This is a genomic window from Flavobacterium sp. AJR (genome assembly GCF_002156885.1).
Lineage (GTDB): Bacteria > Bacteroidota > Bacteroidia > Flavobacteriales > Flavobacteriaceae > Flavobacterium.
Map to the genome: position 1 here is coordinate 39,771 of NZ_NCWQ01000065.1, position 16,613 is coordinate 56,383.

Consider the following 16,613-nt stretch of genomic DNA (forward strand, 5'->3'; position numbering starts at 1 on the left):
TTATACGCAACGAAGTCGGGATTTCTCTTCAGCCGATATTATTATTCAAAAACTTCTTTAATTTCATTCCACTTATATACCTTCTCCCTGAAGTTTAGATGCTTTGCATAATTTTTATTAAAATAATCCGGATCACTCATATTGTTATCTTTAAAAGACACACTTATATTTTTCCCTTTACGAGGTAGCTCTATTGTAAATTGAGTACTTGACAAATCCTCTTTAACCGATTGACTAGTATTTTTTTTAGTGAATTCAGTAACAAGATTATTTATAAAAACTTCAAAATTTGAAGTGTAACTTTTTAAATAACCATTTCTTGCTTCGGTCAAGTTTTCGTCTTTGTATTCAAAAAATTTAAAATTATGTTGATGAAACCCTCCATTACTTCCCAAAATACTAGAAAGTGCAATCAACTTTTTATTTTTAACATTCCAATATGCTATTTCGTAAATCCCATATCCTGATGGTCCATCTGGATAACTTTGTTCCAACCGCAAATACCCATTTTTAATATCATACTCTACTGTGTATAGCATATCATATTTTTCTAGTCTTTTATTTTTAATCAAACTTTTTCTTTCAACATAACATAGACTATCTACGTATTCTGATGGAATCGAATAAAAGAAATCTATAATATTTTGAGCACATAAATTTTGAATAGATAAGAATAAGATGCTCAAATAAAATACTTTTTTCATTGGTGGTAATTATTAATAAATTATGTTTTAATACTTATACTCCTTCTTACAGATTTAATTTGAATTATCAATACTAGCATATTCTTTTAATAATTCTTCACTTTTAGTATCTCCGTGATCAATAAAATATTTTAATATACCGTTAATTAATTCTCGAGATCCTAAATCAATGATTCCGTACTTTTCTTGTAAATCATACTCCTCTATAAATTGATTGTAGGTTACAATTCCTTTTTTCTCAAAATCTAATGTAATCCAAAATAAAAACACAGCTTCATTATCGTAGGCTGGATAATTAAAAGTGTAGAGCTCTGCAACGTCGCTAATATCAATGTTAGAATTATTGTCTAAAATTTTTCTAAACACCTCATTACTCTTACTACCCTGATATGATTTAGAATCTACTTTATGATTATCTAAAGCTTCTTTAATTTGTATGTCATTCAAATTAAAAATAGGATTTGAATGGGTTCGTAAATGAATAACATAATTTAATATTTCTTCATCAGTCATTTTTGTGTTGATGTGATCACTGATTGTTTTTAATAAAACATTACTCGAAAGGGAAGTAAAACCTAAGATATCCTTTTTACTTAAACTTGCTAAATGGGTATCTTCAATATAATTTCTACCTCGATGAGACATACAAACAGGATCACATAATTCTGTTGCATTATGTTTCGTTAGGATTCGTTCAAAATAGATTATCGCTAAATATTTTACGCAATTTACATTCCCTAATTTCGCTCCTGTTTTAAAATGATTTATAGGATGTCCATCAGCAATACTAAAATAGCCATACGATTCCATTAACCCTGCAGTGTAAAAACTTTCAGGTATTTTTAAATCATTTTTACCCTCGATAAAACTGACTAACTTATCGTTTACATCTATAAAATCTGAATCTTTAAGTGCATTATAATTAGCGTAAATTTCCATTGCTGCTTCTACTCTATTATTTAAAGTATCAATGGATTGTTTCGATGCATTTTGATTTAAAAAATCAGTTAGGAAAGCTATATATTTTTTCCTGACAGCAATTTCGTCTTCACTACTATGATCTATAGAATCATCACTTTGCGACGCAATAGTATCTGATGTAGGATTCTTGTGTGTTTTTGGGATATTACTCTCTTTGGTTTTGCAATTAAAAAATAGCACGAATAACAAACAAAATACGTATGAATATTTTTTATTATTTTGATAAAAATCATTGAATTCAAATTTCATTTTTTTGGTTTTGGTTTAGGTTTAGGTTTAGGTTTAGGTTTATTTTTTAATCAATGGTATCTATTATTTTTAAGATATCTTTTGTTACATTATCTTGTCGAAATTCGATAAGACAATCTAATATCTCTATTTTTCCTGATTTAGTTTTTCAGACTTTTCGTGTTTTTTCATTTCTATTTCAAATAATTCATCTTCATCTAAAGGTTGTTTTAAGTCTGAACCTCCTTTGTGAGGAAATTGAACATAATTTTCTGATGGGTTTGGAAGTTTATCTTCACATTCTTTTGAACATAAATTTGTTAAGAGGGGCAAAATATCTGTCCCTACTTTTAATGAAATCCATAATTGATTTGTCTCATGGTAAGTAATTGCCTTTTTGCAAACACTACAATTTATAGTATCTCCAAAATACCTAACTGGATTGTGGTTTAAACGAGGAAATCCCATTCTATGCTTATAATTACCATATAATGCTCTTGTGCTAACTCTACTACTCTTAAGTTTTTTGCAATTTAAAATTTCGTAAGGAAACCAATGTAAGTCATATGAGGTATAAGGATCAAAATCTTCAAGCGATTCCATATCTCCAATTTCTGGTGGAATACGTTTTAGATTGCTACCATACAATCTGATTTTTTTTACATTCTTAAGTTTTGAAATTGTCTCTGGCAATGTATGTATTTGAGAAAACAATTCTCTACCAAGTTCTTCAACAGGAGAAAATTCATCGCCATTCTCAATTGCAACTTTATCTACATACTCGCAAAGTTTTTTCCAAGCTGGAGAATTTCTATCTTGTACATCATTTTCAATTTTAGAAATTCTGTTTTTCATTGTTCTTTTCTATTGAGTTTTATATAATTAGTCCTAATATATTTAGTCTTGCAAGCGCTGGACTTGTCTTGCGAAAATATTAAAATAATACTTACAAATCTTTAATTATTTTATATTTTTCTTATGAAAACAAGGACTGCGTGAAGGATAGAGGCGATATCCTTTTGTGAAGAGAAACGGAACAAAAGATAAAGCCGAAAGCCTGACCCGGAGGGACACGCCCAAAATATTAAATTTCAATTCTAAGCTTTGTGGTTATTTTGCATGAACTTCTCCCGAAGCTTCGGGATCGCTAAACCTGACAATTAGAATAACAATATTGAGTAAAAAAAAATCCCATTCACCTTTCGGGAATGGGATCTTTTAAATTGACATTCTTTTTTTTATTTTAAACTGTTGCAGCAACTTCTTGTGGCAACGCGATTTGATTTCTTAATAAATCTTCGAATGTTTCATGAGCACGAATTAAATGTCCTTCGCCTTTAATCCATAAAACTTCGGCTGGTTTGTATCTTGAATTATAATTAGAAGACATTGAGAAACAATAAGCTCCAGCATTTCTAAAACTCAAGATATCACCTTCTTTAATTTCCGAAATTCTTCGGTTATTGGCAAATGTATCTGTTTCGCAAATGTACCCAACAACTGAATAGAAACGCTCTTTTCCTTTAGGGTTAGAAATGTTTTCGATATGATGTTGTGAACCATATAACATAGGACGAATCAAGTGGTTAAAACCACTGTCGATTCCTGCAAATACAGTAGATGTCGTTTGCTTTACAACATTTACTTTCGCCAGAAAGAAACCTGCTTCACTTACCAGGAATTTACCTGGTTCGAAAATCAAGGTTAAATCTTTTCCGTATTCTGTACAAAACGAATTGAATCTTTTTGATAATTTTTTACCTAATTCTTCAATATCAGTTTCGATATCATCTTTTTTGTATGGTACTTTAAATCCACTTCCGAAATCTAGGAATTCTAAGTTTTTGAAGTTTTTAGCAGCGTCGAATAAAATTTCGGCAGCATATAAAAACACTTCAATATCCAGAATATCTGATCCTGTATGCATATGAATACCTACGATATGCATTTTTGTATTCTCTACAATACGCACTAAATGTGGCAATTGATGAATAGAAATCCCAAATTTACTATCGATATGTCCTACAGATATATTAGTATTTCCTCCTGCCATTACGTGCGGATTGATACGAATACAAACTGGTGTATTAGGATATTTGGTTCCGAATTGCTCCAGAATAGATAGGTTGTCGATGTTTATTTGTACACCCATTGCAGCAACTTCTTCAATTTCTTCAAGAGAAACTCCGTTTGGTGTATAAAATATTCTTTCAGGTTCATATCCAGCGTGAAGTCCTAGTAATACTTCCTGAATAGATACTGTGTCTAACCCAGACCCCATATCCTTTAACAACTGAAGTATTGCAACATTGGACAAGGCCTTCATGGCATAGTTAATTCTAAGATTCTCTACTTTAGAGAACGCTTTAGTTAACCTGTTGTATTGTGATTGGATTTTTTCAGCATCATACACATATAATGGACTTCCAAATTGGTCTGCTAATTGCAGTAAATCTTTTGATTGCATTGTTAAACTATTTTTGACAAATTTATTACTCTTTTGAATACCCACCAATAAAATGTAAAATAATAACAAATTATAACAATTTGTTTAAAATCAAACATTTTGTGCGCTATTTTAAATTTATATAAAATCCTCTTTAGATCCTAAGCTGCTAAGGATCTAAGATACTAAGTTTTTTGCCACAGAGTGTTTAATGCATAATATTTTTTTGCCGCGAATGACTCGAATTTTCTCTAATTTTTATTTTTGGAATTTTACTAAGCACGAGTTTAATAAGCCTCATTTGTGAAATTGCTTAACCTATTTGCTATTATTCGGATCGTAGCAAACCAACAAAACCCTTTAATCAGAGAAATTCGCAGCAAAAAAAGCTGCTAAGATTCTAAGCTACTAAGGTGATTAAGTAAAAAACTTAGAATCTTAGTCGCTTAGTGCCTTAGCAGCTTAGCAAAAGTGTGTTGTTTGTTGGTTTATAGACTTGGTAAGTCTCCGCTTCCTTTTGTTGGTAAATTTGTAGATCCCATTAAATATAAATCTACTTCTCTCGCAGCCTCACGACCTTCGGAGATTGCCCAAACAATTAAGGATTGTCCTCTGCGCATATCTCCAGCTGTAAAGATATGTGGAACATTTGTTTGATAATTTGTCGCTTTGTAATTGCTTCTCATATCCAACTGTAATCCTAATTGATCGCTTAATGTTTTTTCTGGTCCTGTAAATCCAAGTGCCAATAATGCTAAATCACATGGCCAAATTTTCTCTGAACCTTCTTTTTCTATAAGTTCTGGTCGTTGTCCCGGAGTCATTTTCCAAGCTACTTCTACCGTTTTTAAACCTACTAATTCTCCTTTTTCGTTTGCAAGAAACTCTTTGGTATTAATTAACCAGTTTCTGTCACAACCTTCTTCATGTGAAGATGATGTTTTAAGTTGCAACGGCCAAAAAGGCCAAGGTGTTGTTTCGCTTCTTCCAACTGGTGGTTTTGGCAAAATTTCAAAATTTGTAACCGATTTTGCTCCATGTCTATTTGAAGTTCCGATACAATCTGATCCTGTGTCTCCTCCTCCAATAACAATTACATCTTTACCAGTTGCTTTTATTTGGTTTGGAATTTCTTCACCAAATAAAACTTTTGTTTGCTGTGTTAAGAAATCCATTGCCTGAACAACTCCTTTGCTTTCGATTCCTTTAGTTGGCAAGCTTCTTCTTTCTGTAGCTCCTCCACATAAAACAATCGAATCGAATGCATTTAATTCTTCAATACTATAATTAACTCCAACATTTACATTGGTTTTAAAAACAATTCCTTCAGCTTCTAATATTACTACACGTCTGTCGATAATTCCTTTTTCTAATTTAAAATTAGGAATTCCATAACGCAATAATCCACCAATTGCATTATCTCTTTCAAAAACCGTAACTGTGTGTCCTGCTCTGTTTAATTGCTGTGCTGCTGCTAAACCTGCAGGACCAGAACCAATAACCGCAACTGTTTTTCCTGTTCTCTTTTTTGGAGGTTGTGGTTTAATCCAACCTTCAGCAAAACCTCTTTCGATAATATTTTTCTCGATATTCTCAATCGCAACTGGTTCTTTGATAATTCCTAATACACATGATTTCTCACAAGGTGCAGGACATAAACGACCTGTAAATTCAGGAAAGTTATTTGTTGATTGCAAAATTTTTAATGCACTCTCCCACTCTTCCTGATGTACCATATCGTTAAAATCTGGAATTAAATTCCCTAACGGACATGCACTGTGGCAAAACGGAATACCACAATCCATACATCTTGAACCTTGTTCTTTAATCTTATCTTTTTCTAAGGTTATCGTAAACTCATTATAGTTTGATACACGTTCCTTAACAGCAATATTACTTTCGTCTGCTCTATTATATTCTTTAAATCCACCTATCTTACCCATGACATTTTAATTAAATTCCAATTTTTAAAATTCCAAATCCTTCTCCCAAGGTCTCCGGACGATGAGGAAGACATTGCCATTGAAATTGATTTTTGAAATTGATGTTTTATTAAGCTATTAGTTCTTCAATTTGCTTTTCTTCTGCTATTCTTTGTAATGCCTTTTTGTAATCTGTAGGCATTACTTTGATGAAATGTTCCTGTTCGTTTTCCCAGTCTGCCAAAAGTCTTTTTGCCAATGGGCTATTAGTGTACAACGAATGGTTTTTTATCAAACGTCTTAACTTAATAAAATCATCCTCTTCCATTGGATCGAATGCGACCATTTCCATGTTACATAAAGTAGAATCGAATTTTTTATTCTTGTCGTAAACGTAAGCAACACCACCGCTCATACCCGCAGCAAAATTTCTTCCGGTTTTACCCAAAATAACAACAGTTCCTCCGGTCATGTATTCGCAACCGTGATCTCCAATTCCTTCTACAACTGCTGTTGCTCCAGAATTTCTCACACAGAAACGTTCTCCGGCCATACCATTAATGTATGCTTCACCAGTAATAGCTCCGTAAAGAGCAACGTTACCAATAATAATATTCTCCTCAGGTTTGAAAGTAGCTGTAGGTGGAACTTTAATAATTAGTTTTCCTCCAGAAAGTCCTTTTCCTAAATAATCATTACAGTTTCCGTGAATTTTAAATGATAATCCATTTGTAGCAAAAGCTCCAAAACTTTGTCCTGCTGAACCTTCAAAATCAACTAATATAGTATCTTCAGGTAATCCTTGAGCACCATATATTTTTGAAATTTCATTACTTAAAATTGCACCAACTGAACGGTCTGTATTCTTAATTTTGAAAGTAACTCTTGTTTTTTCTTTTCTATAAATAGAAGGAATAGCTTCTTTTATAATTGCAAAATCCAATACGTTTTCTAATGCGTGATCTTGTGTAGTTGTATTGTGATTTGGAACCGTTTTTGCTTTCTCTGGTTTGTAAAGTATCGAAGACAAGTCTAATCCATTTGCTTTATAATGTTTGATGGCTTTGTTCACATTTAACTTTTGTGATTGCCCTACCATTTCTTTTAAAGTTCTGAATCCTAATTGTGCCATGATTTCTCTTAACTCCTCGGCAATAAAATACATGAAGTTAATTACATGCTCTGGCGTTCCTTTGAAATTTTTTCTTAATTCCGGATCCTGTGTAGCAATACCAACCGGACATGTATTTAAGTGACAAGCTCTCATCATGATACAACCAGAAGCTACAAGTGGTGCTGTCGCAAAACCAAACTCTTCTGCTCCTAATAAAGCTGCAATAGCTACATCACGACCTGTTTTTAACTGACCATCACACTCTAATACTACACGACTTCTTAAATCATTTAATATTAATGTTTGCTGTGCTTCCGCCAAACCAAGTTCCCAAGGAATACCTGTATGCTGTAAAGATGTTAATGGTGCAGCACCAGTTCCTCCATCGTAACCAGAAATCAAGATCACATCGGCTTTTGCTTTTGCAACACCAGCAGCAATTGTTCCTACTCCAACTTCTGAAACTAATTTTACGTTAACACGTGCTTCACGATTGGCATTTTTTAAATCGAAAATTAATTGAGATAAATCTTCGATAGAATAAATATCATGGTGAGGTGGTGGAGAAATAAGCCCAACATAAGGTGTTGAATTTCTAGTTTCTGCAATCCAAGGCACTACTTTTTCACCTGGTAATTGTCCTCCTTCTCCAGGTTTTGCGCCTTGAGCCATTTTTATTTGAATCTCTTTAGCATTTGTCAGGTAATTGATAGATACACCAAATCTTCCTGAAGCAACTTGCTTGATAGCACTATTTCTAGAATCTCCATTAATTTCTTTCTGGAAACGTTTAGGATCTTCTCCTCCTTCTCCCGAATTACTTTTTCCGCCAATTCTATTCATTGCAATTGCTAAATTCTCATGTGCTTCTCTACTAATAGATCCATAAGACATTGCTCCAGTTTTGAATTTTTTTACAATTTCTGTCCAAGGTTCTACTTCATCAATAGAAATTGGATCTAAATTATTAAATTCAAATAAACCTCTAATTGTCATAAGGTTTGAGCTTTGCTCATTGACCATATCTGAGTATTCTTTGTAACTTTCAGGACTGTTTAAACGAACTGCCTGCTGTAATTTTGCAATTGTAGTTGGATTGAACATGTGTTTTTCACCTGATCTTCGCCATCTGTAAATTCCTCCAATTTCTAATGGCAATAAATTTGCAATTTTAGAATTTGGAAATGCTTTTTGGTATCTTTTCTTAACTTCTTTTTCAATCTCCATCAAACCAATTCCTTCAATTCGAGATGGCGTGTATGGGAAATATTTAGTCGAAAAAGTTTTATTTAATCCTAAGATTTCAAAAATTTGCGCAGCTCTATACGAGTGTAATGTAGAGATACCTATTTTATTCATAATCTTAAGAATCCCTTTTGCAATAGCTTTATTATAATTAGCAATTGCATAATCGGCTTTTATTCCAGTAATAAAACCTTGCTCAACTTGATTATGAATAATTTCATTTACCATATAAGGATTAATCGCACTAGCACCATAACCAAATAATAATGCAAAATGATGTGGTTCACGAGGTTCTGCCGATTCGATTATAATTCCGAATTTAGAACGAACTTGTAAAATATTCAATGAATGATGAATATAAGAACAAGCCAATAACATAGGTATTGGTGCCAATTCTTTACTTACTCCTCTATCTGAAAGAATGATGATATTGTGTCCTTCATTTACAGCTTTGAAAGTTGCCTGAACACATTTTTCTAAAGCACGCTCTAAACCATTTACTCCTTTTTCTATTTTATATAAAGTAGAAATAGTAGCAGTTTTAAAATCAGCGTGATCTATATTTTTGATTTTATCTAAATCTTCTTTAGAGATAACAGGATTTTGGATTTTTAATTTTTTGCATTGTTTTGATTCAATTTCAAAAATATTAAAATCGCCTCCAACCGCTAAACTGATATCTGTGATAATCTCTTCACGAATACCATCTAAAGGCGGATTGGTAACCTGTGCAAACAATTGTTTGAAATAATTATACAACAACTGTGGTTGCTCAGACAAAACTGCCAATGGTGTATCATTACCCATAGAGCTAATCGCTTCTGCTCCACTAGACCCCATAGGGTTAATTATTGTTTTTAAATCTTCGATTGTATAACCAAATAATCGTTGTCTTGTTTCGAAATCAATGCTCTCGATAGGAGTTGGATTATTAGTATAAGGTACCTTTGCTAATGGCAATAAATTTTCATTAAGCCATTTTTTATATGGGCGTTTTGTTACGATAGCATTTTTAATCTCGTCATCCTCAATAATACGACCTGCGTTCATATCTACCAAGAACATTTTCCCTGGTTCTAAACGACCGTGCTGTATTACATCTTCAGGATTAACATCAAGGACACCAATCTCTGATGACATGATTACAAAACCACTTTTTGTTAAAGTATAACGAGAAGGACGCAATCCGTTTCTGTCTAGTAAAGCACCAATTACATTTCCATCAGTAAACGGAATCGAAGCTGGTCCATCCCAAGGTTCCATAATGCAAGCATTATATTCGTAAAATGCTTTTTTATCTTCAGACATTGTTTGGTGTTTCTCCCAAGCTTCTGGTACAACCATCATCATTGCTTCTGGTAGTGATCTTCCTGTCATTAACAGTAGTTCAACCACCATATCCATAGAAGCAGAATCTGATTTTCCTTCTAAGATAATAGGAAACAATCTCTTAATATCATCTCCAAAAATATCGCTTTGCATCAATTCTTCACGAGCTCTCATTCTGCTAATGTTTCCACGCAAAGTATTGATTTCACCATTGTGACACATATATCTAAAAGGCTGAGCCAGTTCCCAAGATGGGAATGTATTCGTAGAAAAACGTTGGTGTACTAGAGCCAAACGTGTAACTAAGTCAGTATCTTTTAAATCAGTATAGTATCCGCTGATATCTTCCGGCATCAACAAACCTTTATATATAATGGTTGTTGTAGATAAACTAGAAAAATAAAACATATGACTCTCAGAAGTCTTAGAATTTCTGACAGCATGTTCTGCTATTTTGCGAGCTGCAAACAACTTAGCGTTAAATTGTTGTTCTGTTAGTTCTTGCCCATTTTTACTAACAAAAACCTGCTTAACGGTCGGTTCTTTTTCTGCTGCAATTTCTCCTAGACTATTTACATCAACCGGGACGTCTCTCCAGCCTAAAATAGCTAAGTTTTGCTCTTTTATGGTTGTTTCAAATGCATTAATACAAAATGCTACTTGATTTTTACTTTTAGGTAAAAAAACCATTCCTACTCCATACTCTCGTGTTTCAGGGATTTCAAATTCACAAACTTTCTTAAAAAAATCATGTGGGATATCAAATAAAATTCCAGCACCGTCTCCAGTTCTTCCATCAGAACTAACTGCACCACGATGTTCCAATTTTATTAAGATATCCAATGCTTTATGAATGATATCATTAGACTTAATACCATTCAAATTACAAATAAATCCTGCACCACAATTGTCGTGTTCAAATTCGGGCAGATATAGCCCTTGTTCTTTAACTTTCATTCTTGATATTTTTTTTACAAAAATAAAGATTCCGTTAAACATACTGTATCAAATAAAGCCTATCGCTTACATTTTTATACTAATAATAGAAAAACAATCCTAAATTATCAATAATATTATTTAACCCACCCCGAATTGACAAAATCATAATTCGAATTTCATTTTTATTGACAAAATCCTTATTTCACGCCAAAAACAGCAACGTTTTATGTTAAATCTCAAACGATATAGTGTCTTTGAATTAACATTCATTACACAATTATTTAACTCAAATTTTTAATTAATTTTAAAGAAATCACAATCCAAAATAAGTCTTGCTTTTTATTCCAAAAAGATTTCTTTTTAAAGTTCATTTTTGCTATTTTTGTGCCACTTTTATTCTGAAATTAATTCAGAACCAGACAAATTCTATATTATGAACATACACGAATATCAAGGAAAAGAAATTTTAGCTAGTTACGGAGTACGCATCCAACGCGGAATTGTAGCTAATAATGCGGTTGAAGCTGTAGCTGCTGCAAAACAATTAACTGCTGAGACTGGTACAGGATGGCACGTTATTAAAGCACAAATTCACGCAGGTGGACGTGGAAAAGGTGGTGGAGTTAAGTTAGCTAAGAACTTGCAACAAGTTGAAGAAATAGCTGAACAAATCATCGGAATGCAATTGATTACACCTCAAACTTCTGCTGAAGGTAAAAAAGTAAATAAGATTTTAGTTGCTGAAGATGTTTACTATCCTGGTGAAAGCGAAACTTCTGAATTTTACGTTTCTGTTTTATTGAATAGAGGTACAGGTCGTAACATGATCATGTATTCTACTGAAGGTGGTATGGACATCGAAGAAGTTGCTGAACATACTCCTCATTTAATCTTTACAGAAGAAGTTGATCCATCTGTAGGATTACAAGGTTTTCAAGCAAGAAGAATTGCCTTTAACTTAGGTCTTTCTGGAAATGCTTTTAAAGAAATGGTAAAATTCATTGACTCATTATACAATGCTTACATTGGTTCTGATGCTTCTATGTTTGAAATTAATCCAGTTTTAAAAACATCGGATAATAAAATCATGGCTGTAGATGCTAAAGTAAATATCGATGATAATGCTTTATACAGACAAAAGAAATATGCTGAAATGCGTGACATACGTGAGGAGAACCCAATCGAAGTTGAAGCAAAAGAAGTAGGATTAAACTATGTAGATCTTGACGGTACTGTAGGATGTATGGTAAATGGAGCTGGATTAGCAATGGCTACTATGGATTTAATTAAGTATGCTGGTTTCGAACCTGCAAACTTCCTTGACGTAGGTGGTACTGCTGACGCTAAACGTGTTGAAACAGCTTTCCGTATCATCTTAAAAGATCCTAATGTAAAAGCTATCCTAATTAACATCTTTGGAGGAATCGTTCGTTGTGACCGTGTTGCTCAAGGGGTTGTAGATGCTTACAAAAACATGGGAGACGCTATTAAAGTGCCAATCATTGTTCGTTTACAAGGAACAAATGCTGCTATTGCAAAAGAACTAATTGACAATTCTGGAATGCCGATTTTATCAGCAGTAGAATTTCAAGAAGCTGCTGACCAAGTTAAAGCTGCGCTTTCTTAATCAAATAAGAAATCAAATTATATATAAAAATCCTTCCGATCATCGGAGGGATTTTTTGTTTTACAAAACCACATGTATTATAGAAATGTATTGCTGTACACATACGTTACGTAAAATCCAAGCTGGTTTTTATTTACCCGCTATGCACGGTAAGATTTTATTCTAGCTTTATGATTAAAACACAAAGTTCGCAAAGCGATATGGATAAAGCTTTGCGAACTTTGCGTTTATTGTAAAATCCTTACTATGCAAAAACCTTAGTGTGTTTTGCAGCTAAGTTAGCTATTTCAGAACAGTTGATAATTCTACAAGTTCAAATGTTGGATCATTTACAATAAACTGCCTGAACATTGCAGCATGACCAGCACCTACTAAAACCATTATTTTATCATCTTCGCTTTCAGTTAGCTTTTGAATCAAAGAATACATATACAAGTTTCGTTTATACCAGTTTGCAACTAGAGAAGCTCCTGTAAAATCATCTGGATTTCCAGTTCTATTTGCTACTTCTAAGTACCATTGTAAATTATCTTTATCAGCTTCTTTTTCATTGTAGTACAATATAAGTTCAGTCAAAGTACTTTTTGAGATTCTTTCGTTTTGATCATTCTCAAATTTCTTCATCAATTCTGCAGTCCTTTCCTTTAAATTCTTTTGATTAGCTTTATCCATGCTTATCATTAAACTGTCATAAGAAAAGCGATTACGATAATCGATTCCATATAATTTTTTATGATTTAGTTTTTTAGCAGTACGAAGTGCCAGTTGCGTAATTTCGTTTGCATCTTTTTTGAAAAGACTATCTGTGTTTTTATTGTAAAACTTATCCAATTCGGCTTGTTTGGTAAATTTCCATTCAACAAAAATTTTATCTGGTCCAAATTTCTTGATTTTGTCACTAATAGTTTCAAGCTCTTTTTGACTTTTTTCAGACATAACATTAAACGTTTTTGTTTTAGCAATATCATTTCCTGGATTTGCAAAATGAAAAGTTCCAATTAACAAGATTTGTTTCTTTTTTGTTTGAGCAGAGGATAAGCTAAACGTAATAAGAGCTAGTAATAAAATAATTTTTTGCATGATGATTTTGTGTTTAAATTCATTGCAAATGTATAAGCAGATTTGAAGCATTTTTTTCGGTTTTGATGAACACTAAATTTCACTTGACCAACTGCCAATATTCTGCTTTCAAAATGTTCATATAATATTTTTCAAGGTTCATCATTAAAAACCAATATTTCATATAAACATCATTTCCATTTAAAGTCATAATTGTATTTTTGAGCTTATAACTATCATTTATGAAACTCAAAATACCTTTTTACTACCATGTAATTCTTTTCTTTGGATTGTTCCTAACCTACTGTCTTTGGGATTATGGAATTAATAATCGATTAGTAATGATAGAGCAGTCCAAGCTTTATTTCTGGATGACATCGACTTTTATTCTTTCTGTTTTTGTGGTTTATATTATCAATTTTTACACAGTCTGTGATTGGTTTTTAAATAAAACGAAAATCCATTATTACTTTATAAGCATTCCTTTTTCATTAACACTTTTCGCTGGTGTCAGATATTTTTTTCAGGAAGTAATTATGTTTCATATTATTGGGGTACACAACTATGCTATTGGCGATTTAGAATGGAAGTTTTACATTCGAGATAATTTCTTTTTTGGATTACCTGCTGTTATTTTTAGTGCTTTAAGCTATTCTTTTTGGCAATTTCAGAGTGCGCAACAGCAAAATCAGGAATTACTTTTAGAAAACAAAAAAGCAGAATTTCAAATATTGAAAGCTCAGGTGAGTCCTCATTTTTTGTTTAACACATTGAATTCTTTTTACAGTCAGTTAATTTTAAAAGATGATGAAATGGCTTCGGATATTTTAGTTCTTTCCGATTTACTTCGTTATGTCATTACAGAAACAGACAAAGATCAGGCAGTACTTTCAAAAGAAATTCAGTTCATCCAGAACTATATTCATTTACAGAAAAAGCGGTTTGAAGATCAGCTGTATTTAGATTTTACCATTGAGGGAAATTATTCGAATAAAAGAATTCTTTCATCAGCCTTAATTCATTTTATAGAGAATGTTTTTAAACACGGAAAATTTAATAGCGAGCAAGAAAAAGCAGTTATTTTAATCAAAATAAAAGAAGATTTTTTAGAGATTTCAACTTTTAATCGTACCGTTGAAGGTGAGAATTATTCTTCAACAGGAATAGGCTTTGACAATCTAACCAAAAGACTAGAATACATGTATAAAGGTAAATTTGTACTTGAAAAAACCGAAGAAAATAATATCTTTAAGACCTACTTAAAAATACCACTAAAAAAATAATTTATGGCTTTTAAATGTATTATTGTTGATGATGAACCACCAGCAACACGTATTATAGAAAATTATATTAGTAAAGTTCATTTTCTTGAAAAAACTGGCGTTTTTAATGATTCCCTAAAAGCATTAGAGTTTTTAAACACACAAACTGTCGATGTTATTTTTTTAGATATTCAAATGCCTCAATTGACAGGTTTGCAAATTTCTAAAATTATTTCAAAGGATATCAAAGTTATTTTCACAACAGCTTATCCTGATTTTGCATTAGAAGGATTTGAATTGAACGCAGTTGATTATTTATTAAAACCAATTTCATTTGAACGTTTTTATCAAGCAGTTTCAAAGCTGAATACTGAATCTAAAAATCTTGTCTCAAATCAGAACAATACACCCCATTTTCTATTCATCAAAACTGATGGTAAAAATAAATTTCAAAAGATTTTCCTAAACGATATTTTATACATAGAAAGCCTTCAAAATTATGTTTGCATTCACACAACTAAACAACAAATTATCACGCATTCTTCTTTAAAAAATGTAATTGAATCCCTCCCGGCAAATGACTTCATTCAAATACATAAATCATATGTAGTCTCATTAAAACAAATTGAATCTACAGATAATTTTTCCGTTTTCATTAATACTAATGAATTACCAATAGGAGCAACTTTTAAAGATACTTTCTTTCAACAAATTGATAAAAATAAAATATAAGGAGTTACAATCAAATAAACTATAAGCTATTTCATATATTAATAGCTGCTATATTTCGCAAAGAACTACAAAAGCAACACCAAAGGCTGTCCTAAAATAGTTTGTCCTTACACTGAAAGAGTTTAAATCGACACAACTCCGAAGCACCTACAATTTTTTTTGAAAATACGACGGATAAAATAATAAGTTTTACTAAGCTGGCTAAATAGCACGAGAAAGAAAGTAAATCAAAATGAATCATTATCAAGCGATATTGAACTATTTTGATATAGAAGTACTAATGCTTCTGCCGAATCTTTCAATGCTAAAATAAAAGCATTTAGATCGCAATTTAGAGGCGTAAGGAATGTTGAGTTTTTCCTTTTTAGGTTGACTAATATTTATGCTTAATTTTTTACTACTCTCCAGGTTTTAGTATTGATCCCTAATCTTTTTACTTAATCCCTAACTTTTGCACCTGATCCAAATAAAAGCATTTAGAAGCCAATTTAGAGGTGTAAGAAATATTGATTTCTTCTTGTTCAGATTATCTAATCTTTTTGCTTAATCCCCAACTTTTGCATCTGATCCCCTATTTACATCAACAATAGTAACAAAACTTTCATTTGAGTCCAAAAAAAAACTCCAATTAGCATTTGCTAATTGAAGTTTTAGTACTCAGAGCGGGACTTGAACCCGCACGAACATTGCTGTTCACTGGATTTTAAGTCCAGCGTGTCTACCAATTTCACCATCCGAGCATTATTGTGGTACCTCCAGGGATCGAACCAGGGACACATGGATTTTCAGTCCATTGCTCTACCATCTGAGCTAAGGTACCTATACTTGTTTATAAATATATAAACAAATTAAGAAAAAAACCTGTTTTGTTAAAAACAGGTTTTAAAAGAAAGGCGACGACATACTCTCCCACATAACTGCAGTACCATCTGCGCAGGCGGGCTTAACTACTCTGTTCGGGATGGGAAGAGGTGAGCCCCGCCGCAATAACCACCTTAAGGTCGTTGTTACTTGAGGTAACTTTT

Annotated in this window: 11 protein-coding genes, 2 tRNA genes and 1 rRNA gene; 4 read left to right on the forward strand and 10 right to left on the reverse strand. The window is 32.4% G+C overall.

Annotated elements, in window-relative coordinates; translation table 11 throughout:
- Positions 1 to 41: 41 nt before the first annotated feature.
- The 6 genes from B8T70_RS16755 to gltB all read right to left on the reverse strand — a co-directional run bounded on the left by B8T70_RS16755 (position 42) and on the right by gltB (position 10,926).
- Positions 42 to 704, reverse strand: coding sequence for a hypothetical protein (locus B8T70_RS16755; RefSeq protein ID WP_086895561.1), 663 nt, complete (start codon positions 702 to 704; stop codon positions 42 to 44).
- A 54-nt stretch (positions 705 to 758) separates the two neighbouring features.
- On the reverse strand, positions 759 to 1,934 hold the full coding sequence (locus tag B8T70_RS16760) for a hypothetical protein (RefSeq protein ID WP_123912123.1): 1,176 nt from the start codon (positions 1,932 to 1,934) through the stop codon (positions 759 to 761).
- A 126-nt stretch (positions 1,935 to 2,060) separates the two neighbouring features.
- Complete coding sequence (locus B8T70_RS16765; RefSeq protein WP_207621542.1) at positions 2,061 to 2,768, reverse strand: hypothetical protein; 708 nt, start codon at positions 2,766 to 2,768, stop codon at positions 2,061 to 2,063.
- A gap of 388 nt (positions 2,769 to 3,156) precedes the next feature.
- Complete coding sequence (gene lysA, locus B8T70_RS16770) at positions 3,157 to 4,380, reverse strand: diaminopimelate decarboxylase (protein WP_039117618.1); 1,224 nt, start codon at positions 4,378 to 4,380, stop codon at positions 3,157 to 3,159.
- A gap of 467 nt (positions 4,381 to 4,847) precedes the next feature.
- Positions 4,848 to 6,302 carry a glutamate synthase subunit beta gene (locus B8T70_RS16775; protein ID WP_086895563.1) on the reverse strand — a complete coding sequence of 485 codons (1,455 nt, stop codon included), beginning with the start codon at positions 6,300 to 6,302 and terminating at the stop codon, positions 4,848 to 4,850.
- A gap of 109 nt (positions 6,303 to 6,411) precedes the next feature.
- Positions 6,412 to 10,926, reverse strand: a complete 4,515-nt coding sequence (gene gltB / locus B8T70_RS16780; protein ID WP_086895569.1) for a glutamate synthase large subunit — start codon at positions 10,924 to 10,926, stop codon at positions 6,412 to 6,414.
- 415 nt (positions 10,927 to 11,341) lie between these two features.
- On the opposite strand from gltB, the gene sucC reads away from it, so the two are divergent.
- Entirely contained in the window at positions 11,342 to 12,535 is a 1,194-nt protein-coding gene (sucC, locus tag B8T70_RS16785; RefSeq protein ID WP_035622256.1) for an ADP-forming succinate--CoA ligase subunit beta, read from the forward strand.
- Positions 12,536 to 12,817: 282 nt separating this feature from the next.
- Here sucC and B8T70_RS16790 read toward each other — a convergent pair whose 3' ends face one another.
- A complete protein-coding gene (locus tag B8T70_RS16790) occupies positions 12,818 to 13,615 on the reverse strand; it encodes a DUF5694 domain-containing protein (RefSeq protein WP_086895564.1) in 798 nt (265 codons plus the stop codon).
- A gap of 221 nt (positions 13,616 to 13,836) precedes the next feature.
- Here B8T70_RS16790 and B8T70_RS16795 point away from each other — a divergent pair, with 221 nt between their 5' ends.
- From B8T70_RS16795 to B8T70_RS16805, 3 genes are all read left to right on the forward strand, one after another.
- A complete protein-coding gene (locus B8T70_RS16795; RefSeq protein ID WP_086895565.1) occupies positions 13,837 to 14,877 on the forward strand; it encodes a sensor histidine kinase in 1,041 nt (346 codons plus the stop codon).
- Between the two features lie 3 nt (positions 14,878 to 14,880).
- On the forward strand, positions 14,881 to 15,588 hold the full coding sequence (locus B8T70_RS16800; RefSeq protein WP_086895566.1) for a LytTR family DNA-binding domain-containing protein: 708 nt from the start codon (positions 14,881 to 14,883) through the stop codon (positions 15,586 to 15,588).
- A gap of 309 nt (positions 15,589 to 15,897) precedes the next feature.
- Entirely contained in the window at positions 15,898 to 15,978 is an 81-nt protein-coding gene (locus tag B8T70_RS16805; protein WP_242667504.1) for a hypothetical protein, read from the forward strand.
- Positions 15,979 to 16,242: 264 nt separating this feature from the next.
- Here B8T70_RS16805 and B8T70_RS16815 read toward each other — a convergent pair.
- From B8T70_RS16815 to rrf, 3 genes are all read right to left on the reverse strand, one after another.
- Positions 16,243 to 16,328 (reverse strand) — tRNA-Leu (locus B8T70_RS16815).
- A 7-nt stretch (positions 16,329 to 16,335) separates the two neighbouring features.
- Positions 16,336 to 16,408, reverse strand: a tRNA-Phe gene (locus tag B8T70_RS16820).
- Positions 16,409 to 16,476: 68 nt separating this feature from the next.
- Positions 16,477 to 16,586 (reverse strand): 5S ribosomal RNA (gene rrf, locus B8T70_RS16825).
- Positions 16,587 to 16,613 lie beyond the last annotated feature (27 nt).